This window comes from Stenotrophomonas sp. STEN008, assembly GCF_056760435.1.
In genome coordinates this window covers 127,261-149,095 of the sequence record NZ_JBRRET010000001.1, presented here as the reverse complement: position 1 = coordinate 149,095, position 21,835 = coordinate 127,261, and the positions used below count along the sequence as shown (strand labels likewise).

The following is a 21,835-nucleotide window of genomic DNA, read 5'->3' as shown; positions in this document are numbered from 1 at the left end:
CCCGCAGCAGCGGGGCAGGGGTCATGCCTGCGGCTCCTGCAGCGTGCCCTCGCGCAGTGCGCGTTGCTCGCGGCGGCGCGCCAGCCACTCGGAGAAGCGCTCCATGTACAGGTAGATCACCGGCGTGGTGTACAGCGTCACCAGCTGCGAGAGCAGCAGGCCGCCGACGATGGCGATGCCCAGCGGACGGCGCAGTTCCGAGCCGATGCCGGTACCCAGCGCGAGTGGCAGCGCGCCGAGCATGGCCGCAGCCGTGGTCATCATGATCGGGCGGAAGCGCAGCAGGCAGGCGCGGCGGATCGCTTCATGCGCGTTGGCACCGGCGCGGCGTGCTTCGATCGCGAAGTCCACCATCATGATGCCGTTCTTCTTGACGATGCCGATCAGCAGCACGATGCCGACGATGCCGTCCACCGAAAGGCTCAGGCCACACAGCATCAGCGCCAGCAGCGCGCCGACGCCTGCCGGCGGCAGGGTCGAGATGATCGTGATCGGATGGATGTAGCTCTCGTACAGCACGCCCAGCACGATGTAGATGACCACCAGCGAGGCCAGCAGCAGCCACACCACATCGGTCTGGCTGCCGGTGAACTCGGCGGCCTTGCCGATGAACTCGGCATGCAGGTGCGCCGGCATGTCCAGACTGTCCTTGGTCTCCTGGATCGCGCGTACCGCTTCGGACAGCGAATAGCCCGGCGCGACGTTGAACGAGACGGTCACGGCCGGCAGCTGCTGCTGGTGGCTGACCACCAGCGGCGCGCTGGTCACCTGGCCTTCGGCCAGCGCCGACAACGGAATGATGTTGCCGGCACCGACCGTGATGCCGGTGTTCTGCGCGCCGATGCCGGTGGCCGTGGAGGAGTTGGAGGAGGTGACCTGGCCGAAGCTGGTGGCGTTGGTGCCGGTCAGCGCGCCAGCACCGTTGGAGGCCACCGCCAGCTGCTCCATCAGCGCGGTGCTGGTGCGGAACTCCGGTGCCACTTCCAGCACCACGCGGTACTGGTTGAGCTCGGTGAAGATGGTCGAGATCTGGCGCTGGCCGAACGCATCGTAGAGCGTGTCATCGATGGTCTGCATCGGCACGCCCAGCACGCTGGCCTTGTCACGATCGATCGTCAGCTGCAGGGCACGGCCCTGGTTGGACAGGTTGTTGTCCACGTCGGCCAGCTCCGGCCGCTGGCGCAGGGCCTCGGTCAGGCGCGTGGCCTGGGTGGCGACGGTGGCCGCGTCCACGTCCGACAGGGAGTACTGGTACTCGGTCGCGGCCACGCGGGTGTCGAGGGTGACGTCCTGCACCGGCTTCAGATACAACGCTACGCCGGGAATCCCGGCGACGGCCTCCTGCAGGCGCGGCAGGATCCGGTCCAGCCCATCACGCTGGCTGCGCTCCTTCAGCACGATCGACAACTGGCCCTGGTTGAGCGTGGGGTTCATGCTGCCAGCGCCGATGAAAGCCGACACGCCAGTCACATCCGGATCCTTGCGCAGCGCTTCGGCCACCTGCCTGGTGCGCTGCTCCATCTGCGGGAACGCGATGTTCTGGTCGGCCTGCACCACGCCGGTGATCAGGCCGGTGTCCTGCTCGGGCAGCAGGCCCTTGGGAATCAGCACGTACAGCAGAACGGTCAGCACAAGGGCGCCGCCGGCCACGGCCAGGGTCAGGCGCTGGTGGTCCAGCACCCAGTCCAGGCTGCGCTCATACAGGCCGACGGTGCGGCTCCACACGGTCTGCTTGCCGGCCGCGTGCGCCCGTTCATGCGCGTCCTCGCCTTCCGGCAGCGCGTCGGGCTTGAGCAGGTAGGCGCACATCATCGGGGTGAGCGTCAGCGAGATCAGCATCGACAGCACGACCGCGATGCTCAGCACCCAGGCGAACTCATGGAACAGGCGGCCGGTGACGCCGGGCATCAGCAGCAGCGGCAGGAACACTGCCACCAGCGATACCGTCAGCGACAGCACGGTGAAGCCGATCTGGCGCGCACCGATCTCGGCCGCTTCCTTGCCGCTCTTGCCCTGCTCGATGTAACGGACGATGTTCTCGATCATGACGATGGCATCGTCGACAACGAAGCCGGTGGCGACCACCAGTGCCATCAGCGAAAGGTTGTCCAGCGACATGCCGGTGAACGCCATCACCGCGAACGTGCCGGCCAGCGACAACGGTACCGCCACCGAAGGAATGATCGTGGCCCACAGGCGGCGCAGGAACACGAAGATCACCGCCACGACCAGGCCGATGGTCAGTACCAGGGTGAACTGCACTTCGTGCACGGAGGCGCGGATGGTCTCGGTACGGTCGTTGAAGATCTCCAGATGCACGTCGGCCGGCAGCACGCCCTGCAACTGCGGCAGGATCGCGCGGATGCGCTCGACGGTCTGCACGATGTTGGCGCCCGGCTGGCGGCGCACTTCGAGAAGGACAGCCGGCTTGCCGTCGGCCCATGCGGCCAGCTGGTCGTTCTCCACGCCGTCCACCACCGCGGCCACGTCCGACAGCCGCACCGGGCGGCCGTTCTTGTAGCTGATGATGGTGTCGCGGTATTCGGCGGCACTGGACAGCTGGTCATTGGTGCCGATGCTGTAGGACTGCGTCTTGCCGTTCAGCGAGCCCTTCGGCGCATTGACGTTGGCCTGGGTGAGCGCGCTGCGCAGTTCTTCCAGGGTCAGGCCCATGTTCGACAGCTGCGCCGGATTGACCTGGATGCGCACCGCCGGGCGGACATTGCCGGCGATCGACACCAGGCCCACGCCCTGCACCTGCGACAGGCGCTGGGCCAGGATCGAATCGGCGTAGTTGTTGACCTCCCGCAGCGGGCGCGTGTCCGAGGTGAGCTTCAGGGTGACGATGGCCGCATCGGCGGGGTTCACCCGGTTGTAGACCGGCTGGTAGGGCAGCGACGAGGGCAGGGTGGCCTGGCGGATCGCCGCCTGCACGTCCTGCGCGGCGATATCGATGTCGCGGTCCATCGAGAACTGCAGGATGATCGTCGACAGCCCGGCCGACGAATCGGACGTCATCAGCTCCAGGCCGGAGATCTGGCCGAACTGCCGCTCCAGCGGGGTGGTGACCAGCGAGGCCATTGTGGTGGCATTGGCACCCGGGTACTGGGTGGTGACCACCAGGCTGGGCGCATCGATTTCCGGCAGTGCCGACACCGGCAGCTTGCGATAACCGAGAATGCCCAGCAGCAACAGGCCCGCCATCAGCAGCGAGGTGGCGATCGGGCGGCGGATGAAGATCGTCGAAAAGCCCACGGACTGATCCTTGCTGGCGCTTCAATGGCAGCGCCGGCGTCGATGCCGGCGCGAAAGGAATCGGTGGCCTGCGCTCAGCGCGGGCCACCACCGCGGCGGCCTGCACCGCCACTCTTCTGTTCGGCGGCCTTCAATTCGGCCTCGGTGGGTGCAGCCGGGGTCTCGCCGGGCTTCAGGGCCGTGACCTTGCTGCCGGGCTTCAGGCGGAACTGGCCTTCACTGACCACCCGCTCGCCGCCCTTCAGGCCCTCGGCGATCTGCACGTGGCTGTCGCCCACTTCCACGCCGCTGCGCACGGTCTGCATCTTCACCGTGTTGTCGCCCTGCACGACGTAGACATACTCGCCGTCCGGGCCACGCAGCACGGCCTGGGTCGGAATCACCACGCCGCCGCCGATGGTGCGCAGCTGCATGCGCACATTGACGAACTGGCCCGGCCACAGGCCGTTGTCCGCATTGTCGAACACCGCGCGTGCCTTGAAGGTGCCGCTGTCGGCGCTGATCAGGTTGTCGACCACATCGAGCTTGCCGTCGCCGGACAGCACGTGCGAATCGGCACGGTCCAGCGCAGCCACCGGAACGCTGCCGGCCGCCTGTGCCTGGCGCACATCGCCGAGCTGGCGTTCGGGCAGGTTGAACAGCACGTGGATCGGGTGGATCTGGGTCAGGGTGACCAGGGCGGTGCCCGCGTTGACCACGTTGCCGGCATCGACTGCACGGATGCCGGCGATGCCGGAGATCGGCGCAGTGACCTTGGTGTACTGCAGCTGCACCTGCGCCGAGCGCATGCTCGCCTCGTTGGCGGCCACTGCGCTTTCGTACTGTGCCACTTGGTTGCGTTGTGTATCCAGATCGGTCTTGGCGACGTACTGGCGGTACTCGGGGGCATTGGAGCGCTGGTAGTTGGAGCGCGCGGTCGCCAGCAGCGCCTCGTTCTGGCGCTTGGCGGCAGCGGCCTGGTCATAGCTGGCCTGGGCGGTACGTGGGTCGATCACCGCCAGCACGTCGCCCTGCTTCACTTCCTGGCCTTCGCGGAAGTTCAGGCTCATCAGCTGGCCGCCGACCTGAGGGCTGACCGTGACGGTATTCATCGCGGTGACCGTACCGAGCGCACTGGCGTAGACGGGCACGTCCTGGCGCACGGCGTCGACCACGGTCACCGGTACCGGTGCGGCATCGGCGTCATCGCCACCTTGGCCGGCGGCGACGCCGGGCCTGCCGGCCTTGTCCTTGCCACCGCCCAGCACGCGCAGGCCCACCACGGCCAGCACCAGTACGGCCACGACCAGCAGCACGATCTTCCAAACACGTGACATTCAAGGACTCCAAGAGGGCTGGACGGGCGGGGCCCGGTGGGCAATGCGCAAAGCATACCTGTGCCACATCACGTTTCCTGCATGACGGATGGGACGGGCGCTAGGACCGGTGCCGGCCGTGGAGGTTCCCGTAAAGGCAGCGTTGCCCTACATTCAGGTGCAGAACCCTGCCGTGGAGTACCGAGATGCGCCGTTCGTTGCTGCTGTCCGCCCTGATCCTGGCCCTGCCGGCCCTTGCCCATGCCCAGGACGGGCAGCGCCCCGAGGTGACCGCGGCCGCACAGCGGCTGCAGGCCAAAGTGGTGGAGTGGCGCCGTGATTTCCACCAGCATCCGGAGCTGTCCAACCGCGAAGTACGGACCTCGGCCGAGGTCGCCAAGCACCTGCGCGCAATGGGCCTGAAGCCGAAGACCGGCATTGCCCATCATGGCGTGGTGGCGATCATCGAAGGCGGCAGGCCGGGTCCGAAGATCGCCCTGCGCGCCGACATGGACGCGCTGCCGGTGACCGAACAGACCGGCCTGCCGTTCGCCTCGAAGGCGACCGATCAGTACCGCGGGCAGACGGTGGGCGTGATGCATGCCTGCGGCCATGATGCCCATACCGCCACCCTGCTGGGTGTGGCCGAGGCGCTGGTGGCAATGAAGAAGGACCTGCCGGGCCAGGTCATGCTGATCTTCCAGCCGGCAGAGGAGGGCGCGCCGCCGCCGGAAGAAGGCGGTGCCGCGCTGATGCTGAAGGAGGGCCTGTTCGCCGACTTCAAGCCGGAAGCCGTGTTCGGCCTGCATGTGTTCTCCAGCGTGCAGGCCGGTCAGATCGCCGTGCGTGGCGGTCCGCTGATGGCCGCCTCGGACCGCTTCGGCATCAAGGTGATCGGTCGCCAGACGCATGGCTCCGCGCCGTGGAACGGTGTCGACCCGATCGTTGCCACGGCCGATCTGGTCGGTACCGCGCAGACCATCGTCAGCCGTCGCGCGAATCTGTCCAAGCAGCCGGCGGTGCTCACCTTCGGTGCGATCAACGGCGGCATCCGCTACAACATCATTCCGGACGAGGTGGAGATGGTCGGCACCATCCGCACGTTCGACGAGGGCATGCGCCAGCAGATCTTCGCTGACCTGCGCAACGTCGCCGAGCACACTGCGGCCGCGCACGGGGCAAAGGCGGTCACCGACATCTACGAATCAGAGGGCAACCCGGCCACGGTCAACGATCCGGCGCTGACGGCGCGCATGCTGCCGAGCCTGCAGGCGGTGGTGGGCAAGGACAACGTGTACGAACCGCCCCTGCAGATGGGCGCGGAGGACTTCTCGCTGTATGCCAAGGAGGTGCCGGGCATGTTCTTCTTCGTCGGCTCCACCAGCGTTGGCATCGATCCGGCGACGGCACCGGCCAATCATTCGCCGAAGTTCCTGCTGGATGAGAAGGCGCTGGACGTGGGACTGCGTGCACTGCTGCAGGTGAGCCTGGACTACCTGCATGGTGCCGGCACCCCGGCAGGGTGAGGCTTTGCGGCAGGGCTTGCAGCCCTGCACCCCTGAAGCAACGGCAACGTCAACGGCAAAAGCGGTGCTGGATTTCTGTTGGTTGGGCGGGGCGGTGTGGGCCTGCAGGACACGCCGTAAACCCGTCCATGGGGGCTCGATGGCGCCATCCATGGCGCCAACGGTCCTGCAGGCCCACACCGCCCCGCCCCCGACAGGTTCACGCGGCTGCTGGTAGGTGTCGACCTTGGTCGACACAGGCAGACATCGGGAATGTCTGAAGGATTGGCTTTTGATTTTGATTTTTCTGATCTTTCCCGTGGTGGTGGCTGCGTGCAGGGAACTGTCAGGGGCCGGGGGGGGTGGGGGGGGGGGGGGGGGGGGCGGCGGGGGGGGGCCGGGCCCCCCCCCCCCCCCCCGGGTTGAGGCGCCCCCCCCCCCCCCTTCGCCCCCCCCCCCCGCCCCCCCCCCCCCCCCCCCCCCCCCGCCCCAAGCCGATAGACCGCCTTCCACGACCAACCGACAAAACCACCACGGAGGGGCTCCGCCGTTGGCCGGCCCGGCCGGAGGCCCGGCCCCGTCGCGATACAATGCGCACCATGAACACCCCCCAGGATTCCAGCCTCGGTCGCGAGGTCAGTTACCCGTCGCAGTACGATCCCGGCCTGCTGTTTCCCATCCCCCGCCGCGCCGCCCGCGCCGAGATCGGCCTCGACGACACCGCGCTGCCGTTCGTCGGCCATGATCGCTGGCATGCGTTCGAGCTGAGCTGGCTCGACCCGCGTGGCAAGCCGCAGGTGGCCGTCGCCACCGTGCAGGTGCCCTGCACCTCGCCGTGCCTGATCGAATCGAAGTCGTTCAAGCTGTACCTGAATTCCCTCAACAGCACCCGCATCGACAGTGCCGAGGCACTGCATGCGCGTCTTGTCGACGATCTGTCAGCCTGTGCCGGCGCACCCGTGCAGGTGGCGTTCGGCCTGCCCGAACTGCGCCCGGTACCGCTGGGCGAATCCATCGACGGCCTGGACCTGGAGATCGACTGCTACGGCCCCCCGCAGGCGGACTTCCTCTCGGCCGACGCTGCGCAGCCCGTGGAGGAGACGTTGGTCTCCGCGCTGCTGAAATCCAACTGCCCGGTTACCGGCCAGCCGGACTGGGCCACGGTCAGCCTGCGCTATCGGGGGCCGAAGATCGACCGGGCCGGCCTGCTGCGCTATCTGGTGAGCTACCGCGAGCACGCGGAATTCCACGAGCAGTGCGTGGAGCGGATCTTCAGCGAGGTCTCCGCGCGCTGCCGGCCGCAGTGGCTGGAAGTGGAAGCGCGCTACACGCGTCGCGGCGGCCTCGACATCAATCCATGGCGCGCCAGCCCCGGCATCGCGGCCCCGGCCGCGACCTACCGCGAGCAGCGCCCGTAAACCCCCCAGGCGGTTAAGGTAGCGCCCCGCCCCCCCCCCCCGCCCCCCCCGCCCCCCCCCCCCCCCCCCCCCCGGTGGGGGGGGCGGGCCCCGGCCCCCCCCGCCGGGGGCGGCCCGGCCCCCCCCCCCCCCCCCCCCCCCCCCCCCCCCCCGCTACCGGTGGAGCAGCGGGCAGGGGGTGTCCATCTCCCGATTGTTCAGCCCCCCGGGGGGGCGGCTTCACATCTGCACCATCCCCATTTAACAACCGCCATGGCACCGTGCGAACCACGTAGTCATGCAGACGGGAGTTGTGGATGAGTACCGAGAAGAAAGCTGATTTCTCCGGCGTCAGCGCCAGCGTCGACAGTACCGCCCAGCAGGCACCGAAGGCGGACTTCTCCGGCGTCAGCGGCTCGGTGGACAGCACCGCCGAGGTGGTCAGCGGCGGCACCTACACCGTGCAGAAGGGGGACTCGCTGTCGAAGATCGCCAAGGCGCATCTTGGCGACGCCAATGCCTGGAAGAAGATCTTCGAAGCCAACCGGGACGTGCTCGATGACCCGGACAAGATTTTCCCTGGCCAGACCCTGAAACTGCCACCGAAGTAAGCCGGCCGCGCCCGCACGCCATCCGACAATCCTGGGAGGAACACCGAATGATCAAGACCACGCCGCTCCAGACCGCCCTGCTGACCGCCCTGTTGGGCAGCGTCGCCCTGGTGGGTTGCAAGAAGAAGGAAGAGTCGACCGACAGCAATGCAGCGCCCGCTGCCACCGCCCCGGCCGAAACGGCCCCGGCACCGATGACCGGCGCGCCGCCGCCGATGTCTGAGGCGGCAGTAGCCGTCTCCTCCGTCTCCGTCGGCAAGACGGCGGCAGCGGACAAGTCCGTCGCTCCGGCAGCACTGTTCGCGCCGAAGGACGATGTGATCGTGTCGGTCCGCACAGACGGTGCTGCCAACAACGTCAACGTCGGCGCCAAGCTGACCTTCCAGGACGGTCAGGTCGCCGGCGAGCAGAATGCCACGCTGAACACCAGCGGTGCCGAGACCACCAACATCACCTTCAAGAATGCCAATGGCTGGCCGGCCGGCAAGTACCGCGCCGAAGTCATGGTTGATGGTAAGGCGGCCGGAACGCCGCAGGAGTTCGAGGTCAAGTAAGTCCTGCCGACTCTCTCCCGGCAGGGCTCACGATGGACGCAGCCGCGAGGCTGCGTCTTTTTTTTGCGTGACACCCCCAGCCGGGTGAATCACTCCGTTGCAGTACCGGCGCGTATGGCGCGGCTTTGCCCCGCGCGGCTGAAAACGCGACAATGCAGGGGTTTCCCCGCCGCGCGCCCACCCTGACGGCGACGGGGGAAAGCGTGGGGCCAGGCCCCGCGCGAGACACGGTTGCACGTGGTCCGGCGCTGCCGCCGGGCTTTCCCTGAGCACTGCTACAGAGTCCAAGTCCCCCATGTCCAAGATTCTCTACACGCTGACCGACGAAGCCCCGTTCCTGGCCACCCAGTCGCTGCTGCCGATCGTCGATGCCTACACCGCCACCGCTGGCATCGTGGTGGAAACCCGCGACATCTCGCTGTCCGGGCGCATTCTTTCGCAGTTCCCGGAACTGCTGGGTGAGGAGCAGAAGGTCAGTGACGACCTGGCCGAGCTGGGCCAGCTGGCGACCACGCCGGACGCCAACATCATCAAGCTGCCCAACATCTCCGCCTCGGTGCCGCAGCTGAAGGCGGCCATCAAGGAGCTGCAGGACCAGGGCTATCCGTTGCCGGACTACCCGGAAACGCCGGCCGACGACCAGCAGCGCGACTACAAGGCGCGCTACGACAAGGTCAAGGGCAGCGCGGTGAATCCGGTGCTGCGCGAAGGCAACTCCGACCGTCGCGCGCCGCTGTCGGTGAAGAACTATGCCCGCAAGCATCCGCATCGCATGGGCGCCTGGTCCGCCGATTCGAAGTCGCACGTCTCGCACATGGACGCGGGCGACTTCTATGGCAGCGAAAAGTCGGCAACCCTCGCCAACGCCGGCACCCTGAAGATCACCTTCCATGGCAATGACGGCAGCACCGTCGTGCTGAAGGAAAAGACCGCGGTCAAGGCCGGTGAGATCGTTGATGCCGCCGTGATGAGCCGCAAGGCGCTGGCTGCCTTCATCGACGCGCAGATCGCCGATGCCAAGAGCCAGGGCGTGCTGTTCTCGCTGCACCTGAAGGCGACCATGATGAAGGTCTCCGACCCGATCATGTTCGGCGTGGTCGTGGAAGAGTTCTACAAGGACGTGCTGGCCAAGCACGCCGACGCCATCCGGCAGGCCGGTTTCGATGCCAACAACGGCATCGGAGACCTGGTCGCGCGCCTGCCGTCGCTGCCGGAGGCCACCCGCGCCGCCATCGAAGCCGACCTGAAGGCCGAGTACGCGCAGCGCCCGGGCCTGGCCATGGTCAACTCGGACAAGGGCATCACCAACCTGCACGTGCCGAGCGACGTGATCGTCGACGCCTCGATGCCGGCGATGATCCGCGACTCCGGCAAGATGTGGAATGCCGAAGGCAAGCTGCAGGACACCAAGGCGGTCATCCCGGACCGCTGCTATGCCGGCGTCTACCAGGCCGTCATCGACGACTGTAAGGCGCACGGCGCCTTCGACCCGGCCACCATGGGCTCGGTGCCGAACGTCGGCCTGATGGCGCAGAAGGCCGAAGAGTACGGCTCGCACGACAAGACCTTCCAGATCGCCGCCGACGGCGTGGTCAAGGTCACCGATGACGCGGGCAGCGTGGTGTTCGAGCACGCGGTGGAGGCCGGTGACATCTGGCGCATGTGCCAGACCAAGGACGCCCCGATCCAGGACTGGGTCAAGCTGGCGGTCGAGCGCGCGCGCCTCAGCAGCACCCCCGCCGTGTTCTGGCTGGACGCTGCCCGCGCCCATGACGCGCAGGTCATTGCCAAGGTCGAGCAGTACCTGAAGAACCACGACACCGCCGGCCTGGACATCCGCATCCTGCCGCCGGTGGAAGCCACCGCGTTCTCGCTGGCCCGCATCCGCAAGGGCGAAGACACCATCTCGGTGACCGGCAACGTGCTGCGTGACTACCTGACCGACCTGTTCCCGATCATGGAGCTGGGCACCAGCGCCAAGATGCTGTCGATCGTGCCGTTGATGGCTGGTGGTGGCCTGTTCGAGACCGGTGCCGGCGGCTCGGCTCCCAAGCATGTACAGCAGTTCGTTGAAGAGGACTACCTGCGTTGGGATTCGCTCGGTGAGTTCCTGGCGCTGGCAGCGTCGCTGGAGCATCTGGGCAACCGCTACGACAATGCAGCAGCCCGTGTACTGGCCAAGGCGCTGGACGAAGCCAACGGCCAGTTCCTGGACAACGACAAGTCGCCTTCGCGCAAGCTCGGTGGCATCGACAACCGTGGCAGCCACTTCTACATCGCGCTGTACTGGGCGCAGGCCCTGGCCGCGCAGGACGAGGATGCCGCACTGAAGGCACGCTTCGCCCCGCTGGCCAAGGCCCTGACCGACAACGAGCAGAAGATCGTCGAAGAGCTGATCGCAGTGCAGGGCAAGGCCGTGGACATCGGCGGCTACTACCGCCCGGACGTGGAAAAGGCCAGCAAGGCGATGCGCCCGAGCGCGACCTTCAACGCCGCGCTGGAGCAGCTGCGCGGTTGATCCATCGCCTTTCGGTCGTGACCCCGGAACCCGCGCTTCGGCGCGGGTTTCTTTTTGGCTCCGGGGTCAGATCCCCTTTTGCCATGCAAAAGGGATCTGACCCCAAGCGATGAAAACGTGACTTCCGTCAGCTGTCGGAATGCCGTCAATACGGCATGAAACTTGCCCGCGATGGCCGTCGCAGAACCGATGCGTGCGTACGCGCGGGCACTGTCAATCTGAGCGGTCGATCACGACGGACGCCGAGGGCGATGACCTAGCCTTGGCGACGCGAGATCGCCGGGGAGGCGGTCGCACGGGGAACACGGATGGCACGCGTGCTGGTAGTGGGAACCGATATCCAGGGAGAGCAGGCCCTGCTCAGGCGCCTGCGCATCGCTTCGGCCCTGCCTGACGGCCAGATCCGCCGCAGCCAGGATCTGGACGACTGTGATCTGCTGGTCATCCGCGATACGCCCGCATTGCGCAACGCGGCCCTGCGCATGCGCCAGCAGCGGCCCCGCCTGCAGTGCTGGATCGAAGATCCCGGTGGCCAGCTGCGCGACGGCGATGGCCAGCAGCGTGTGCTCGATGACGGCGCCATCGGCCGCGCACTGCGTGGCATGCAGCGCCCACCGGAACCCGTAATTCCACACGTGCCCGCGCCGATCCGCCTGGCCGATGGTGCACACGCGATCACCCGCCTGCTGCGCGAGCGCTTGCCACTGCGGCAGGGATACGCGCTGCTGGGGGATGCCGCTGCGCCCCTGCTGCTGCTGGACCTGGAGCAGGACCAGGCCATCGCACTGCACGAGCCCGTCGTGGCATTGGTCGAACGCCTTGCGCGGGGGTTCGAACAGCTCTGGCTCGATGCGCTGACAGCAGCGCAGCTGCAGGCCCAGGCGGCAGATCGCACCCGGCAGCCATTGCGCCCGTTGCTGTGGCAGTGGGCGCAGCGCAGCCCGCATTGGCAGGCCCTGGACGAGCGCCTGCGCGTCGCCTCGGTGAAACTGCTGCGCTGGCCTGACTTCCGCGTACTGGGCCACGATCACGATGGCTTCCGCCTGTGCTCGCTGCTGCTCAAGCGCGCCTGTACGGTGGACGAGTGTGCCGTGCTGCTCGACCTTCCGCAGGCTGCAGTACGCGATTTCGTGCACGCCGCTTATCTGTGTGGCTATGCGCAGCTGCAACCGGCGCCTGCGGCGACGGTGACGGTCATGCGCGGCACGGGCAACGACAATGGGCTGCTGGCCCGGCTGTGGCGCCACCTGCGCGGGAGCGAACGCAATGCGTGAGCACAAGGTGGTCGTGCTGGGTGGCATGGGCAGCGGCAAGTCGACGCTGGTGCGCAGCATCGCCGCCGGCACGGTAGTGGACACCGACGTCGCCAACAGCGATCGGCTTGGCGCCGACAAGGCATCGACCACGGTGGCGCTCGATTACGCCGACATCGATCTGCCCAATGGCGAGCGCCTCCGCCTGTACGGTACACCGGGTCAGCAACGTTTTGATTTCCTGTGGCCGATCCTGCTGCAGGGCGCGCGCGGCGCGGTGCTGCTGCTCGATGGCCGACGTGCCGGCGTGGCTGCCGAACTGGACGGCTACCTGCAGGTGCTGCGGCCGTTCGGACCGGCGCTGGCACTGGTGGTGGCGGTGACCCATCTGGACCAGGCACCGGCGGCCGCGATGGAACACTGGGCAGCACATGCGCAGATCGACGGCCAACCGCTGCCGCTGCTGCCGCTGGATGCGCGCGACCGCGAACAGGGGCTGTTGCTGATGGATGTGCTGATGAGCGAGATCGAAGCGTACGCGCTGGTGACCGCGCATGGCTGACGGACAGGCCGCACTGCTGCCCGATGCACGCCAGCGCGAACGCCTGCAGCCGTTGCTGCAGGACCTGCAGCACCGGGTGGAAGGGGTGCGCACCGTGGTGCTGGCCAGTGTCGATGGCTTCGCGCTGGTCAGCGCCGGCGCCGAAGGGCGTGGTGAACGCCTGGCCGCGATGACCAGCGCAATGCTGGCGTTGGCGGCAGCAGTAGGGCGCGAGCTGGTCCTGGGAGACCTGCAGACGCTGATGCTGGAAGCCGCGGGCGGCAAGGTGCTGATGCTGGCCATTCACGGTGAAGGGCGTGCGCCGCTGCTGCTGATGGCAGCCTGCGACCAGCGCAGCGTGATCGGCCAGGTGCTGTGGCAGAGCAGGGAATGTGGCCAGGCGATCCTGGCCGAACTCGGCGGACCGTGAGCCCGGCCGCAGGGGAACGAGGGGCTCGAACCTACACCGACAAGGGGTGCAACGTGTCTGGATTGAATGAATCGTTGAATGCACTGATGGGTATCGATGGCGCGCAGGCCGTGGCGCTGGTCGACTATGAAAGCGGCATGCTGTTGGGCGAAGCCGGTGCGGGGATGGACATGGAAGTGGCGGCAGCCGGCAACACTGAAGTGATCCGCGCGAAGATGAAAACCGCAGCGTCGCTCAACCTCAACGACAGCATCGAGGACATCCTGATCTCGCTGGGCAGGGCGTACCACATCATGCGCCCGGTGGCCAGGAAGAAGGGCCTGTTCTTCTACATCGTGCTGGACCGTAGCAAATCCAATCTGGCATTGGCCCGGCGCAAGGTGCAGGAAGTGGAGGCCGAGCTGGCCATCTGAGCCGATGCCTGTTGGAGCCGGGCAGGACCCGGCTCTACCCATTCCACCCCACGCCGGCGTATGGTTGAGCCATCTTCTCCGGTGAGCCCTGCATGTCCACGCCTGACATCGCTGCCGAGCTGGCGCCGCGCATCGCCGGCGCCATCCGCGATGGATTCGAGCAGTACCATGCCCGCTTCGCGGCGATCACCGCCCGCGCGCGGCAGCGCTTCGAGCAGCGCGACTGGAGCGGTGCCCGCCAGGACGCCGTCGAGCGCATCGCCCTGTACGACCTGTGCATCGCCGAGCAGATGGATGCACTGCGCCGGCTTGCCGGCGAGGCGATCGGCGAGCGGTCGCTGTGGCTGCAGGTGCACGGCGCCTACAGCGCACTGCTGCAGGGGCTGATCGACGCCGAGCTGTACAAGACCTTCTACAACACGCTGTCGCGGCGGCTGTTCGCCACCCGCGGCGTGGACCCGGCGGTGGAGTTCATCGCCTTCGATGTCGAGCCGTCCGATGCGATCACCCATCCGGTCGCCCGCCACACCTATGCGGTCTCGCCGACGCGCCCGGTGGAGGCGCTGCAGCGCGTACTGGCTGACTATCGCTTCGACGTTCCCTACGCGCACCAGCTGCGCTGTGCCGCCGCCATCGCCGTGCGGCTGCAGGATGATCTTGCGCACTGGGGCGACACGCCGGTGCGCAGCATCGAACTGCTGGATACCGTGTTCTACCGCGAGCGTCGCGCCTATCTGGTAGGGCGCGTCTTCGGCGAGCATCGCTTCTCGCCCTGCGTGATCGCGCTGGTCAACGACGAACAGGGCCTGCGTGCCGATGCAGTGCTGACCCGTCGCCGCGATGTCGCCCACCTGTTCGGCGTGTCGCGCAGCTATTTCCAGGCCGACCTGGCCACCGTCGGCGACGCCGTGGTGTTCCTGCGCAGCCTGCTGCCGGGCAAGCCGATCGACGAAATCTACACCGTGCTGGGCCGTGCCAAGCAGGGCAAGACCGAGCGCTACCGCACCTTCTTCCGCCATTTCAATGAACATCCACACGAGCGCCTGGTCCACGCCGAAGGCACCCCCGGCATGGTCATGGCCGTGTTCACCCTGCCCAGCTATCCGCTGGTGTTCAAACTCATCCGCGATCGTTTCGCCTGGCCGAAGGCGATGTCACGGCAGCAGGTGGAAGAGAAGTACGCGCTGGTGTTCAACCTGGACCGTGTCGGCCGCCTGCTGGACGCGCAACCCTATCGGCACCTGCGCTTCCCGCGCGACCGCTTTGCGCCGGTGCTGCTTGACGAACTGCTGGGCCAGTGCGCGCAGAGCATCCGCGTCGATGACGACGAAGTGGAAGTGGCGCTGTGCTACGTGCAGCGCCGTTTCCGCCCGTTGAACCTGTACCTGCGCGAGCAGGGCGCAGAGCCGGTGCGCGCTGCGGTGCTCGACTACGCGCAGGCGATCACCGACATGGCGCGCAACAACATTTTCCCCGGTGACATGCTGCCGAAGAATTTCGGTGTTTCACGTCACGGCCGCGCGGTCTTCTACGATTACGACGAACTGTGCCTCGTCAGCGACTGTGTGTTCCGTGCCTGGCCGCAGCCGAGCTCGCCGGAAGAGGCGATGGCCGACGAGCCCTGGTTCCACGTTGGCCCGCGCGATGTGTTCCCCGAACGCTTCGGCCCCTTCATGGGATTGCCGGCCGGCGAACTGGCGGCCGTGCGTGAGCACTATCGGCACCTGTTCGATCCCGGCTGGTGGCAGGCCCTGCAGGCCCGCTTCGCCAGTGGCGACTATCCGGACACGCCGCCCTATGCCGCCAGCCACCGGCTGGCGTAGCCCCGCGCGCCTGCGCTTCAGTCTGCGTGGGGGTAGACGATTACCCGGTTGCGCCCCTGTTCCTTGGCCAGGTACAGGGCCTTGTCGGCCAGGCGCAGGGCCTGCTCGGCATCGGCATGGAAGCTGGGGAAATGGGCCACGCCCAGCGACACCGTGATCGTGCCGACCGGTGCGAAGGGGTGATCGGCGATGTGCTGGCGCAGGCGCTCGGCGGCCTGGCGCGCAGGCTCGGTACCGATACCCGGCAACAGCAGCAGGAACTCCTCGCCGCCAGCGCGGCACAACAGATCGCTCTCGCGCGAGTGGCGGCGCATCTGCTCGGCGATATGGACGATGACGGCATCACCGACGTCATGCCCATGGCCGTCGTTGATCGATTTGAAGCGATCGATGTCCAGCGCCAGGATCGCGAAGGGAATGCCCTGCGCCTGCAGCGCATCCAGCGCATGCTGCAGCCCGCGACGATTCAACAGACCGGTCATCGGATCGGTGCGGCTGGCGCGGTTGAGCGTGCCGATCCGGTCCTGCAGTGCGTTGAAACTGTGCAGCACCGCATGCTTGAGCTGGGCAACCTCGAAGTACCAGGCGCGGATGCCGTTGACATGGCTGATCGCGTTGCCGGTGTCCTCGCCGGCCTGCACGTTGCGCGCCAGCTGCCACAGCGGCAGCGAAATGCGCCGGGCGAACCACCAGGTGATCACCAGTGACAACACACCCAGCGGGATCGCGTTCCAGATCACCGCCGACATCAGCCGCGACAGTGGCTGCAGGGTGGCTTCGGTGGGCCGCTGGGCGACGATGCCCCAGCCGGTGACAGCGACCGGGGCATAGCCGGCCAGCATCGATACACCGCGGTTGTTGCGTACCTGCTGCGCTCCCCGCTCACCGTGGATCACCGCCGTCACCGCCGGATTGCCGACCACATAGTCGCCCACCCGCTCGCCTTCGACGTGGTACAGCAGGCGGCCATGGCGGTCGACCACATACAGATACGAGCCGTCGCGATAGTAATGCGTACCCAGCAGCGTATGCAGCGCGCTGCGCTGGCGCAGGTACAGGGTGCCGCTGATATAGCCGCGGTACCGGCCCTGGCCGTCGAAAATCGGATGCGACAGTGAGACCAGCAGCTTGCCGGTGGCCGACTGGTAGGGATCGCTGATCATCGGCTGACGGGAGGCCAGTGCCGCATTGTTGCCCGCGCTGTGCAGGATCTCGCCCTGGAGCTGCAGCGTCTGGGGCGAGGTGGCGATCACCAGGCCATCGGCATCCACGACCAGCGAGGAGTTGAAGCTGCTCGACTGCAGCTGCAGGCGGCTGGCTTCGCCCTGCGCCTGGCGCGGATCCATGTCCGCCTCGCCCAGCCGGGTCGCGCTGTAGGCCAACTGCTGCTGGGCGGACAGCAGGAAGTTCTGGGTCGTCTCGGCCAGCTTGCTGGCATAGACGCGGTTGGCCTCCAGCGTGTTGCCGACCAGCTGGTCGCGTTGCACACGGTAGCTGGCCAGCAGTGTATTGGCCAGGGCGATGATGGCGCTGAGCAGGGCGAGGGCCAGGATCAGCTTGCCCAGGTTGAGGCGGGGCGAAATCAGGCGCATGCGGAGCAGGATGGGGCGGGGGGGACCGCAATGCGGGCAGGCGCAGGCGGAATGCAGGCAGCATTATCGCCAGAAACGGCGTCGGCGCGGGTGAAGCCCGGCGCGACCGGCGGCCTCAGCGCTGCAGGCGGCGCAGCAGGGTCTGGCGCACGTGCGCGGCCGCCGCTGCGTCGAGCGTTCCCAGCACACCCTGCGCCTGCATCGGGATGTGTGCGGTCGCTGCCTCGCTGTCGGCGAACACATAGTGGTCGAACATCGCGCGCCACTGCGCGCGCTGTGCCGCAGGCAATCCGCGCAGGGCCAGGATCGACAGCATCAGGGCATTCATCGGCGAGTCCATCCAGGCCGGCACCGGCCGCCACCAGGTGTTGACCAGCACATTGAATGTTTCCAGACCTTCCATGTGGTGCCACCACAGTGAAGGGATGAAGACCGCATCGCCCGGTTCAAGTTCGGCCACCAGCGCCTGCTGCAGCGCCTGCGGGAAGCGCGGAAAGCGATCAAGGTCAGGTGCGTGGAAATCGACCAGGCTGATCGCCTGCCCTGCGGGAGTGAAATCGAGCGGGCCGATGTACAGGTTGTCGATCTGGTCCGGTGGGAACAGCGTCACCCGGCGGCGCCCGGCCGCCACGCATGCCAGGTTGTCCGGTACGTCCTGATGGGCGGCAATGCGCGAGCGGTTGCCGATCCAGATGCTGCTGAGAGGTTCGTCCACGCCCAGCTGCAGCGGATTGGCCCGGGTGAAGCCGGGCAGGAAGCTGTCCAGCGTCGTCGATGCCACGTAGATCGATGGCGGCGCCGGATCGGTGGCGTACTTCAGCAGCGTGGCCAGCACCACTTTCAACGGTACCTGCTCGCGGCGGAAGTTGAAGCCGCTCATGTCCGCGTTGTAGAACAGCCGGCCGCCGGCGTCGGGTGCTGCAGTGGTCGCGGTCACCGGCATCTGCCCGTGGTCGAACGCGGCCAGGTGCGCAACCGCCTCCGCAGGCGAGCGGCGCGCGGCCGCGACCAGGGGCCAGTGCGCGACCAGCCCGCGGATCACCTTCGGCGTGGTCCAGGTGTGCAGCCGGGCCGGCAGCTCATCCGGGTCCAGGTCCCGCACGTCATCGATGGGTCGGGGGTGGGGCAGCATGCGTGGACATCCTGGTCGTGATGGAGGGCCGGGCCCGTGCCCGGCGGCCTTGGGTCCGCGCATCATGCACCCGTGCGGCGTGGGCCGGGCATGAACCCGGCTCCACGAGCCCTCCGCCGCCGGTCAGAACTTGTAGCGGACGCCGAACATGTAGCGCGGACCGGTCTGGGTGGCATAACGCAGCATGTTGGTGTGCCGCGAATAGGTGCGCATGGTCTCGTCGGTCAGGTTGATTGCTTCCAGGCTCAGCGTCAGCTGTTCGCTGACCGCGTAGCTGATGTTGAGATCGAGCTGACCGTACGCGGCAGTGTAGTTCGGGTTCGGGCCCTGGCCACCGATGCCGTTTAGGAACTTGTCGCGCCAGTTGTAGGCCGCGCGGATCTGCCAGGCGTTCTTGTCGTAGAACGCGACCACGTTGGCCGAATCGCTCAGGCCGATCATCGGGTACTGGTCGCCCAGGCTGAGGTTGTTGAACGTCAGCCCCGACTTCACCTTGGTGTAGTTCGCGGCCACGCCGAAGCCGGACTGGCCGAACAGGTGCTGCACCGCCACTTCCCAGCCGTCGAGGTGATCCGAGTGCTGGTTGGCCGGTACCGTGATGTCGAAACCGGCCACCGGGTCGTTGGGCTGGCCGACGATGGTGCCGGTCATCTGCCCGGCCGAATTGCGCCCGGTATAGGTCACGCCGGGATCCCCGGCATGGTTGGTGAAGATGTAGTCGCGGATGCAGGGCATGTCGGTGGTGCCGCAGCCCGATGCCAGTGCCTCGTTCCAGTACGCGCCACCGACCGGCGTATGCAGGGTGCCGGCGTTCTCGCGCACGATGGTGTCGCTGATGAAGTTCTTGATGTTCTTGCGGAAGAAGCCCACGGAGGCATAGCTGGCCTCGCCGTAGTACCACTCCAGCGACAGATCGAAGTTGTCCGAGATCAGCGGCTCCAGACCCGGATTGCCGCGGGTGCCGGTGCCGCCCTGGGTGCGCACAATGTCGGCCAGCGACTGACCGCTCTGGATCTGCGTCCAGCTCGGCCGGCCCAGGGTGCGGCTGTAGCTGCCGCGCAGCGCCAGCGTCTCGGCCAGGTCCAGTTTCAGATCAACGTTCGGCAGCACGTAGTCGTACTTGCCCTTGCCACCGACGAAGCCGCGATCGGCGGCGTAGTCGATGTTGAACTCGTTGGCCGAACTCCAGCTGATGCCGGTCGGTACGCGCACCAGCGCATTCGACTCCACCTCGGTCTGCTCGTAGCGCGCGCCGACGGCCACGTGCAGTGGCATCGACCAATCCAACGTGGTGCGGTACTGCAGGTAGGCACTCTTCGACTTCTCGGTGGTGCGGATGTCCTCGGAGTACTCCGTCGGTGCGTAGTAGCAGCTCGGGCAGGCCGGATCGGAATCGGTGCCGACCTGGGCCGCGCGATCGATCAGGCGGTCGAAGTCGAACACCAGGAACTGGCCGGTCAGGCGCGGATCGTTGTGGCCGGAGAATGCCTTGAAGTACTTGCCCATGTTGTCGGCGTACCAGATGTCATCGGCGTAGTCGGCCGGAGAGCCCAGACCGCCCCAGCTGTTGCGCTGCATGATGGCCGAGGCAGAGCGGTTCTCCACCTGGGTGTGGCCCACGCCGAAGTCCAGCGCCGAATAGTCGGCGAAGCGGAACGTGCCGCGGCCCTGGTACTGCTGCACCTTGGACTTGTTGTAGCTGTTCTGGAACACCGAGCCGGTGACCAGTGCGTCGGAGGCCTGCACGCCGCCCGGCGGCAGTGCGATGTTGATGATCGGCAGGTCGCCGCTGTAGTCGACGGTGGTGGTGCCACGCACGAAGGCGGCCACGCCGAGCACGCCCGCCGAGCCATAGGGACTGTCCGGCCGCGATTCCGACTCGGCGTTGTGCACATCGAAGGACAGGTCCAGCGCGTCGTTCACTTCCCAGTCGACGTTGAAGCCCAGCGAGTGCATGTCGGTCTTGGTGGCCAGTTTGGCGCCGCCCATCGACACGTCCGAATTGGTCATGTCCTCGCTGTAGATGATCGGCGCGGACACCGGGCCGTTGGTCCAGATGCTGTCGCCCGGACCATAGTTGAACCAGACCGACAGCTCGCTGCGCTGCTGCTGCACCTTGTTCTCGACATAGGTGTAGTCCAGCGTGGTGGTGACATTGTCGGCCGGCTTCCACTGGAACGTCGCCTGCGCGTTGGTGCGCTGCCGCTGCACGCCATTGACGTTGTAGGCGGTGTTCTGCGGACGTGCGTAGACGTCGTCGGGGCCGGGGCGGTTGGTGATGCGGTCGGAATACCCCTGGCCCGGCAGCGGCAGTGCCCGCCAGTCCGCGCTCTCGTCGCCCTTGAACGTGGCCCAGCCCTCGGCCACGGTGGCCTGGTTGAAGCCGGAATCACGTTCCTGGTGGCTGGCGCTGAACGTCACGCCGAAGCGATCGTCGGCGTAGCGCTGGCTGAAGATGCCCGAGAGCTCACCGGTGACGTTGGAGCCGCGCAGGGTCCGCGGCAGGTTGTCGTTGGACGAATCGTTGACCGCCTTCAGACCAAGGCTGATCACCGGCTCGGACTCCAGCGGCCGCAGCGTCTTGATGTTGATGGTGGCACCGATGCCACCGGCAGGATTGTCGGCGCGGCTGGTCTTGTATACCTCCACCGCAGAGATCGACTCGGAAGCGAGGTTGGCGAAGTCGAACGAGCGCGAGCCGGACAGGCCGCCGCCGCCGTTGCCCAGATTCGACGCCGGCATCTGCCGCCCGTTCAGCAGCACCAGGTTGTAGTCCGGACCAATGCCGCGCACGGTCACCTTGGACCCTTCGCCGCTGGAGGTGCGGTCGATGGAAACGCCGCTGATGCGCTGCAATGATTCGGCCAGGTTGGTGTCCGGGAACTTGCCGATGTCCTCGGCGACGATGCCGTCAACCACGCCCTGGCTGTCGCGCTTGAGGTTCATCGATGAGGTCAGGCTGCCGCGGATACCGGTGACCTGCACCGCATCGAGCGTGGTCGGATCGACTGGTTCGTTGGTGCCGGGTGCGTCCTGTGCCCATGCCGGGGCGGCCAGCGCAGCCAGCAGCGCGGAAGTGAGCATCGTCTTGCGAGGTACTGCCTTGTACGTCTTCATGGAAGCTCCCTCCCCAGGGAATTCGGTAATGGCGATCCTGCTTCGTTCAATCACGGACTACTGCATGTGGCCCGGATTGGAGCGACGCTTGACAGCGTTGTCAACAAACTGCCATGAAGTGCGCCGCGTCGGCGGTCGCAAGGCGCGCTGTGAAATCGTTGCCAGAACCTCGTCGCTTCGGAAACAACGCCTTGTGCGACGGCATCTGCAGCGGTTTTTCAGGGATGACAGCGCTGCCAACACGGGGGCAGGAGAGTGTTGTGCGGTGCAGAACAAAACTGCGCGGATCAGCTTTCAGCCCGCACGTGTCAGGGCATTCGTCGGACTGACAGCGCTGGACAATCACAATGGCTGCAAATGTCACGCATGACCGCAGGATGGCTTCGATCACTGACTGGA

16 protein-coding genes are annotated in these 21,835 nt (G+C 66.9%); 11 read left to right on the top strand and 5 right to left on the bottom strand.

Annotation, left to right across the window (positions count from 1 at the left end; genetic code table 11):
- Nucleotides 1-21: 21 nt before the first annotated feature.
- A complete protein-coding gene (locus tag ACVOME_RS00710) occupies nucleotides 22-3,255 on the bottom strand; it encodes an efflux RND transporter permease subunit (RefSeq protein WP_164151977.1) in 3,234 nt (1,077 codons plus the stop codon).
- Between the two features lie 74 nt (nucleotides 3,256-3,329).
- Entirely contained in the window at nucleotides 3,330-4,571 is a 1,242-nt protein-coding gene (locus ACVOME_RS00705) for an efflux RND transporter periplasmic adaptor subunit (protein ID WP_053515617.1), read from the bottom strand.
- A gap of 185 nt (nucleotides 4,572-4,756) precedes the next feature.
- Here ACVOME_RS00705 and ACVOME_RS00700 point away from each other — a divergent pair, with 185 nt between their 5' ends.
- The 10 genes from ACVOME_RS00700 to aceK all read left to right on the top strand — a co-directional run bounded on the left by ACVOME_RS00700 (nucleotide 4,757) and on the right by aceK (nucleotide 15,595).
- Entirely contained in the window at nucleotides 4,757-6,076 is a 1,320-nt protein-coding gene (locus tag ACVOME_RS00700) for a M20 family metallopeptidase (protein WP_053515620.1), read from the top strand.
- Between the two features lie 578 nt (nucleotides 6,077-6,654).
- The gene (gene queF / locus ACVOME_RS00695; RefSeq protein ID WP_481504598.1) at nucleotides 6,655-7,473 is read left to right on the top strand and encodes an NADPH-dependent 7-cyano-7-deazaguanine reductase QueF; all 819 of its coding nucleotides are present in this window, start codon (nucleotides 6,655-6,657) and stop codon (nucleotides 7,471-7,473) included.
- 296 nt (nucleotides 7,474-7,769) lie between these two features.
- Nucleotides 7,770-8,063: a LysM peptidoglycan-binding domain-containing protein gene (locus ACVOME_RS00690; protein ID WP_053515622.1), complete on the top strand. Its 294-nt coding sequence runs from the start codon at nucleotides 7,770-7,772 to the stop codon at nucleotides 8,061-8,063.
- A 47-nt stretch (nucleotides 8,064-8,110) separates the two neighbouring features.
- Nucleotides 8,111-8,617, top strand: coding sequence for a hypothetical protein (locus tag ACVOME_RS00685; RefSeq protein ID WP_053515624.1), 507 nt, complete (start codon nucleotides 8,111-8,113; stop codon nucleotides 8,615-8,617).
- Between the two features lie 295 nt (nucleotides 8,618-8,912).
- Nucleotides 8,913-11,135, top strand: coding sequence for an NADP-dependent isocitrate dehydrogenase (locus tag ACVOME_RS00680; protein ID WP_065174392.1), 2,223 nt, complete (start codon nucleotides 8,913-8,915; stop codon nucleotides 11,133-11,135).
- Between the two features lie 308 nt (nucleotides 11,136-11,443).
- Nucleotides 11,444-12,409, top strand: coding sequence for a hypothetical protein (locus tag ACVOME_RS00675; RefSeq protein ID WP_197601421.1), 966 nt, complete (start codon nucleotides 11,444-11,446; stop codon nucleotides 12,407-12,409).
- On the top strand, nucleotides 12,402-12,950 hold the full coding sequence (locus ACVOME_RS00670; protein WP_065174394.1) for a GTP-binding protein: 549 nt from the start codon (nucleotides 12,402-12,404) through the stop codon (nucleotides 12,948-12,950). The genes ACVOME_RS00675 and ACVOME_RS00670 overlap by 8 nt, the downstream gene beginning before the upstream one ends.
- Nucleotides 12,943-13,359: a roadblock/LC7 domain-containing protein gene (locus ACVOME_RS00665; RefSeq protein WP_065181544.1), complete on the top strand. Its 417-nt coding sequence runs from the start codon at nucleotides 12,943-12,945 to the stop codon at nucleotides 13,357-13,359. The genes ACVOME_RS00670 and ACVOME_RS00665 overlap by 8 nt, the downstream gene beginning before the upstream one ends.
- Before the next feature lie 53 nt (nucleotides 13,360-13,412).
- The gene (locus ACVOME_RS00660; protein WP_074900004.1) at nucleotides 13,413-13,772 is read left to right on the top strand and encodes a hypothetical protein; all 360 of its coding nucleotides are present in this window, start codon (nucleotides 13,413-13,415) and stop codon (nucleotides 13,770-13,772) included.
- A 92-nt stretch (nucleotides 13,773-13,864) separates the two neighbouring features.
- Nucleotides 13,865-15,595: a bifunctional isocitrate dehydrogenase kinase/phosphatase gene (gene aceK, locus ACVOME_RS00655; RefSeq protein ID WP_481504597.1), complete on the top strand. Its 1,731-nt coding sequence runs from the start codon at nucleotides 13,865-13,867 to the stop codon at nucleotides 15,593-15,595.
- A 17-nt stretch (nucleotides 15,596-15,612) separates the two neighbouring features.
- Here the strand turns inward: aceK and ACVOME_RS00650 are convergent, their stop codons facing one another.
- The 3 genes from ACVOME_RS00650 to ACVOME_RS00640 form a co-directional block, all read right to left on the bottom strand.
- Nucleotides 15,613-17,187, bottom strand: a complete 1,575-nt coding sequence (locus ACVOME_RS00650) for a sensor domain-containing diguanylate cyclase (protein ID WP_053515759.1) — start codon at nucleotides 17,185-17,187, stop codon at nucleotides 15,613-15,615.
- A gap of 115 nt (nucleotides 17,188-17,302) precedes the next feature.
- Nucleotides 17,303-18,319: a cupin-like domain-containing protein gene (locus tag ACVOME_RS00645; protein ID WP_065174396.1), complete on the bottom strand. Its 1,017-nt coding sequence runs from the start codon at nucleotides 18,317-18,319 to the stop codon at nucleotides 17,303-17,305.
- A gap of 123 nt (nucleotides 18,320-18,442) precedes the next feature.
- Nucleotides 18,443-21,436: a TonB-dependent receptor gene (locus ACVOME_RS00640; protein ID WP_111186563.1), complete on the bottom strand. Its 2,994-nt coding sequence runs from the start codon at nucleotides 21,434-21,436 to the stop codon at nucleotides 18,443-18,445.
- Nucleotides 21,437-21,464: 28 nt separating this feature from the next.
- On the opposite strand from ACVOME_RS00640, the gene ACVOME_RS00635 reads away from it, so the two are divergent.
- Nucleotides 21,465-21,806 (top strand): hypothetical protein, encoded by a 342-nt coding sequence (locus tag ACVOME_RS00635; RefSeq protein WP_481504596.1) that lies wholly within the window; start codon nucleotides 21,465-21,467, stop codon nucleotides 21,804-21,806.
- Nucleotides 21,807-21,835 lie beyond the last annotated feature (29 nt).

Bases quoted from the DNA above. Each gene is read 5' to 3' on its own strand.
- ACVOME_RS00705 (WP_053515617.1), bottom strand. From the start codon at position 4,571: ATGTCACGTGTTTGGAAGATCGTGCTGCTGGTCGTGGCCGTACTGGTG.
- ACVOME_RS00700 (WP_053515620.1), top strand. From the start codon at position 4,757: ATGCGCCGTTCGTTGCTGCTGTCCGCCCTGATCCTGGCCCTGCCGGCC.
- queF (WP_481504598.1), top strand. From the start codon at position 6,655: ATGAACACCCCCCAGGATTCCAGCCTCGGTCGCGAGGTCAGTTACCCG.
- ACVOME_RS00690 (WP_053515622.1), top strand. From the start codon at position 7,770: ATGAGTACCGAGAAGAAAGCTGATTTCTCCGGCGTCAGCGCCAGCGTC.
- ACVOME_RS00685 (WP_053515624.1), top strand. From the start codon at position 8,111: ATGATCAAGACCACGCCGCTCCAGACCGCCCTGCTGACCGCCCTGTTG.
- ACVOME_RS00680 (WP_065174392.1), top strand. From the start codon at position 8,913: ATGTCCAAGATTCTCTACACGCTGACCGACGAAGCCCCGTTCCTGGCC.
- ACVOME_RS00675 (WP_197601421.1), top strand. From the start codon at position 11,444: ATGGCACGCGTGCTGGTAGTGGGAACCGATATCCAGGGAGAGCAGGCC.
- ACVOME_RS00670 (WP_065174394.1), top strand. From the start codon at position 12,402: ATGCGTGAGCACAAGGTGGTCGTGCTGGGTGGCATGGGCAGCGGCAAG.
- ACVOME_RS00665 (WP_065181544.1), top strand. From the start codon at position 12,943: ATGGCTGACGGACAGGCCGCACTGCTGCCCGATGCACGCCAGCGCGAA.
- aceK (WP_481504597.1), top strand. From the start codon at position 13,865: ATGTCCACGCCTGACATCGCTGCCGAGCTGGCGCCGCGCATCGCCGGC.
- ACVOME_RS00650 (WP_053515759.1), bottom strand. From the start codon at position 17,187: ATGCGCCTGATTTCGCCCCGCCTCAACCTGGGCAAGCTGATCCTGGCC.
- ACVOME_RS00645 (WP_065174396.1), bottom strand. From the start codon at position 18,319: ATGCTGCCCCACCCCCGACCCATCGATGACGTGCGGGACCTGGACCCG.
- ACVOME_RS00640 (WP_111186563.1), bottom strand. From the start codon at position 21,436: ATGAAGACGTACAAGGCAGTACCTCGCAAGACGATGCTCACTTCCGCG.
- ACVOME_RS00635 (WP_481504596.1), top strand. From the start codon at position 21,465: ATGGCGATCCTGCTTCGTTCAATCACGGACTACTGCATGTGGCCCGGA.